Below are 4542 nucleotides of genomic sequence, written 5' to 3'. Positions count from 1 at the left end.
TCAACGAGAAGATTCACTGCACTACCTCAGTTGAGGCCACTGGAGGTGAAGTCTAAACGGTTCTGAGACGCGACCAACGGATCAGCAACTAAAACACCGGTTGTTGTTGAAGATCCACCTTCGTAATTAATGGCAATATTCCGATGGTGGGCATTTATTTTAACGTATTTTCTATCGTGGTCTTCAGCATCCTCGTTTACTTCACCGACGCTCACCTCTGTTGGAGATTTAAATTCGACATCGCTAGCAACAACCACTCCAAAGTCAAATTCATCTGTCTCAACTACATTCGATGGTGAGAAGCCTTCTACACTCGCGTGTCCCTCTTTTGGGTCCTCATTTGTGAAGACAACAAACGATTCATTAGCTGAAGTTAGTACAAATGCGTGAGATGAACTCTCCACATTTGTTTCATCTCGAATAACCTCTGGAATTTCACCCCGAACATCATCGATATCACCCTGTATTGATTCAGGGGCAGTAAACGCTGCACCCTCTGTAGTCACTTGCTCAGGAGTAACATCAATTGTTACTGCTTGGGTAGTTCTATCAATAGTCGCAGATTGTTCGGTTACTGCTCCTTCACGAGTCAGTTCACCTGTAACATCGAAATAGAGTTCCTTGGAACCGGCCTGCTGAAACGAATGGGACACGGAGACATCAGCGGTATCTCCATCCTCAATACTGACTTTTTGTGTCCCCACTTGGCGATCGTCAGCATAAGCTACGAATTCAAGTTGTGCAGACCAATCAGCTGGGAGAGAAGGTATTGCTGCGCTAGACGTTATTTCGATTTTATCACCAAGTTCTACTTCAGATGGTACAGATATATCACCAATTTCTAGATTGGAGGAATCAATGCCATCCTGAGCTACCACAGGAGAGGTCAACGTCACTGATGCTGTTACCAGTATCAGTATAGCAAGGAGAATGACGCTACTTTTTGATAAGCTCATTATCAACTGTTCAATATCTAACTCATATATATTCTCTGATGGGAATATCAGAATGGAGAATCTGATGTTGCTGAACTCTGCAACGAAACGGTTATTTCCTGTATTATATATACATACTCTCGAATAGTTTTGTTAAAATACTCTAAAAATGCTATATACTTGTTCCATTTTGTACATTATAACGATCAGTTGTTTCAGGGAAGACCGTGTTTAAAAAGATTTCCAGCATCTTCAGGTCTGATTTCATCTCGATAGCGGGGTCTTCATTTCGAAGGCGGTGTACGTCGAGCTACCCCTGCTAGTTTGAGGTTCCGATTTTGGTACTGAAATCGGAAGCTCAAATGGCTAAGCGGCGCAATTAGCGCTACGAGCTACTTAAATAGATGAGCGAATCGGCGGATTCGGAAACTCAAAGCGAGCAACCCGTGTCTGGCTTACGCCCGAGCAGGTGGTTTCACACAGTCGAAATAGCATTACTGTGTCTTAGCAACGATTGAGACTGTGGCATCCCCTCTGGGAAGATTGGGTTTCGGGAGCGGTGAGGGGTCGCCGCCCCCTACCCAGTAATGAGATGGCCCGTAGCGTCGCTCGGCCCGCTGTGGTGAACGTCCGGCGGGTTTGTGTTCAGTGTTGGACTTCTCCCCAACGCTTATAGCGTTGGCCGGTGTCCCAACAGATGAGAGATGGCCCGGAAACCGCTGTTCCAGTACACCCACATCGAGGCCGGTCTCGTCGAGAACGTCGTGCTTCGGCCGACCGACGACACCGAGACGTACCCCTCGGGCTGGAAGTACACGCTCCATCTGGGCACTCTCGACGACCTCACGCTCGTCCGATACGACAACTCCCACGAGGACACGAAGGGCCACGAACACCACACCGCAGCCGGTGACCTCGACGACGTCGAGTTCCCCGGAATGGAGGACCGGCTTGTCGAGTTCTGGGCGAGCGCGGACGAGTACTGGGACGCCGTCGGCGGCGATCCGCCCCGGCCGCACTGATCGAACACCACCCGACACACCCCGACCATGACCACACTCCACATCACCGTCGACGACCGAGAACAGCTCCGTCAGGACGCGCTCCAGTTCGTCCAAGACGTCGAGGCCGACAATCTCGACGATCAGGATGGAACAGCAACGCTCCAGTTCGGCACCTACGACGACTTCGTCGACAGTCTCACGCCGCTGCGCCTCGAGCTCATTCGGGCGATCGCGGAAGAGGTGCCCGAGAGCATGCGCGAGGCAGCGCGTCTCGTCGAGCGTGACGTGTCCGACGTCCACTCGGACCTGAAGCAGCTGGAAGTACTGGGCATCCTCACGCTCGAAGAGGGCGGGCCCAGCGGTGCGATTCAACCCGTCGTTCCGTTCGACCGCATCGAGGTCCACATCGACTACCCGCTCATCGATAGCGGCGACGCCGATGGTACACCCGCGAGCGCGTAGTTACCACCCACCGCTTTCGGAGTGTTGTAAGGTTCTCTCAGAGTAGGCTGTACTGAGCGATCCGGCCTACTCGAATTGGGAGATGATTCCGCGTGAGATACACGCTCTGTATTCAGCACGGCGTCAGCGAACAATCAGCGACCACGGATTTCAATAAAGCCGTCTCTGGATGTGTTAGAATCCGGTATTCGACTACAAATCACGGTCTGGAAATCTAAACTGCTCGCATTGAGACGTGGTTTCACACGGTTGTCCGTAGGCTCGGCTCGTAAAGGCTATATCTCAGCCATCTGCTCACGCTCTACGTACCACTCGCGACGGTCGAGAACGTTCTGTACCGTCGCCACCGGGACATCGACTTCGTCCGCGATCTCCCGGCGGCTCTTCCCGGCGTTGTCAAGTTGGAAAATTTCCGTCACCGTGTCGAACTCTTCACCGGGTACCTGGTAGTGGCCGTTCGCGTCGTAGGTCATCCCAAACCGCGGTCGACCGTGGTCGTACCCCTGCTCTTTGCGCCGCTCGATCGCGCGGCGAGACTTTTCGATCTCCTCCTCTTTGGTGTCGCGTTCGATTCGTCTTTTGAGATCGAAGGTGAGATCGTCTTCGTTGACCTCACCGACGTAGACGATTTCGGTGTTACCTTGTCCGGCGGCGTATTGAATCACGCGTAGGTACTCGTCACGGCAGACTCGACGATCGTCGAGTGCGACCAAGTAGTTGAATCGACCAGACCGCAGCTCGTCGATGCGCTCGGTGACGCGCTCGTTCTGGTCGAGTAGGCCCGACTCGTCATCGCGGGTCATCGTCGAAAAACCAGTGTGGACCCCGAGATCAAGCCTCTCCACCTCGTCGGCCAACTCGGCAGCGAGACCTGGCACGACCTCCCGCTGTTCTTCGAGGCCGACGTCGCCATCATGTCCCTTCGACTTTCGGATCCATGCGAGGGCTCTACTCATCGACCACGGTCACCTCTAACGAACTTCCAGACTTGACCTTCCACTCAAGCCGTTTCCCATTGAGTTCCATCGCCTCCGCGAGCCCCTTCGGCACCGTCACTTTGTACTGCCCGTTCGCCCCCTGACTGACTCGCGTTTTCGCCATCTCTGTATAGGTCTATAGTTAGGCCTAGACTTAGTTCTAATGTAGGTGTTCAGAAAACCCCCGTTTCCTGAACACCTTGCCCTGTACACAATCCGCTCCTGTGTAGAAGATTGTTGATGGCTTGCCTTCTTGCTGTTTGAAAAATTTGTATTCGGTTTGAGAATGGTCTTATAAACCTATTTTTTGAAGAGTTAGCACTCATTTCGAATTCGACTGATCTGTATCAACGATCTCCGTCAGAAGAGCGTAGGTTGAGTACTTGTGAGAGTCTGGTATTCTCTCAAAAGGGGACATCTCTGTAATGTGTTAGGGTGTCATAGAAGAGTTGCCACGACATTTATTTCGTGAATTTACAGCCGAATCAGCTGATAGAACGCGCTTGCTTACTTACCACCCGATTCTCTGTAGACGTAGATGGAATCAATGCATAGGTAGATTATGACTCCCTCAGAAACGATTATGCTTCTGACCCGAGCGTGGGCGTTCGGTCAATGCGATTGTTCATCCATTCACCAATGAATCCACCAATTACTCCAATTACCATCATGACAACCGTCATAATACCTAAGGTGGCCACACCTGCTCCAACTGAGGAGATAGCCATCAGCCAAGAGTCTCCGACAGCATCCACGAGGATTGAATGTCCCCACCAGTCAACGACTGTTACTCCACTCTGCCAGAGGATAATCGGGATACCCCCAGTTAGCCCGGTTACTACGCCTGCATGGGTTCCTTTGATTGGCTGTGACTGGTATAGATACCCTGAAATTATGGATGCAATAAACAATGGCGTTGCTGAAACCGGGTCAGGCGTGAGTACCCAATTAATCCCGAAAGTAAATGGAATCGAGGCGATTCCGAGGAGGACCGCTGTGCGAAACTGTCCGTAATTTATGTTCTTACGGAATCTGCTGAGCGGGGTCATATCTGTTCATTCACGTTTTCATTCTGTATATAAATCTGGTACGTGTTTACCCCCAGTTGATTTCGGTAGCCTCTCGTAAGAGCCGCACAATTGGTACCGTAGATCAATGCAGCAG

At 51.5% G+C, this 4542-nt stretch carries 6 protein-coding genes; 2 read left to right on the top strand and 4 right to left on the bottom strand.

What is annotated here, in order from left to right; all coding sequences use genetic code 11:
- Window positions 1–26: 26 nt before the first annotated feature.
- The gene (locus tag ACT4MF_RS18735; protein WP_444683826.1) at window positions 27–956 is read right to left on the bottom strand and encodes a hypothetical protein; all 930 of its coding nucleotides are present in this window, start codon (window positions 954–956) and stop codon (window positions 27–29) included.
- A gap of 683 nt (window positions 957–1639) precedes the next feature.
- On the opposite strand from ACT4MF_RS18735, the gene ACT4MF_RS18730 reads away from it, so the two are divergent.
- Together ACT4MF_RS18730 and ACT4MF_RS18725 are read left to right on the top strand one after the other, a co-directional pair.
- Window positions 1640–1957 carry a toxin-antitoxin system TumE family protein gene (locus tag ACT4MF_RS18730; RefSeq protein WP_049933527.1) on the top strand — a complete coding sequence of 106 codons (318 nt, stop codon included), beginning with the start codon at window positions 1640–1642 and terminating at the stop codon, window positions 1955–1957.
- A gap of 27 nt (window positions 1958–1984) precedes the next feature.
- Window positions 1985–2401 (top strand): HVO_A0114 family putative DNA-binding protein, encoded by a 417-nt coding sequence (locus tag ACT4MF_RS18725; RefSeq protein WP_049933529.1) that lies wholly within the window; start codon window positions 1985–1987, stop codon window positions 2399–2401.
- Between the two features lie 275 nt (window positions 2402–2676).
- Here ACT4MF_RS18725 and ACT4MF_RS18720 read toward each other — a convergent pair whose 3' ends face one another.
- The 3 genes from ACT4MF_RS18720 to ACT4MF_RS18710 all read right to left on the bottom strand — a co-directional run bounded on the left by ACT4MF_RS18720 (window position 2677) and on the right by ACT4MF_RS18710 (window position 4427).
- Window positions 2677–3357, bottom strand: coding sequence for a serine integrase family protein (locus tag ACT4MF_RS18720; RefSeq protein ID WP_285255546.1), 681 nt, complete (start codon window positions 3355–3357; stop codon window positions 2677–2679).
- The gene (locus ACT4MF_RS18715; RefSeq protein ID WP_444683827.1) at window positions 3350–3502 is read right to left on the bottom strand and encodes a hypothetical protein; all 153 of its coding nucleotides are present in this window, start codon (window positions 3500–3502) and stop codon (window positions 3350–3352) included. Before ACT4MF_RS18715 ends, ACT4MF_RS18720 begins: the two co-directional genes overlap by 8 nt.
- Window positions 3503–3959: 457 nt before the next feature.
- Window positions 3960–4427 (bottom strand): DUF5518 domain-containing protein, encoded by a 468-nt coding sequence (locus ACT4MF_RS18710; RefSeq protein ID WP_128906411.1) that lies wholly within the window; start codon window positions 4425–4427, stop codon window positions 3960–3962.
- Between the last annotated feature and the right edge of the window lie 115 nt (window positions 4428–4542).

Origin of the sequence: Halorubrum sp. FL23 (assembly GCF_052439115.2) — an archaeon.
GTDB lineage: Archaea > Halobacteriota > Halobacteria > Halobacteriales > Haloferacaceae > Halorubrum > Halorubrum persicum.
This window is presented reverse-complemented; position numbering and strand designations above follow the sequence as displayed.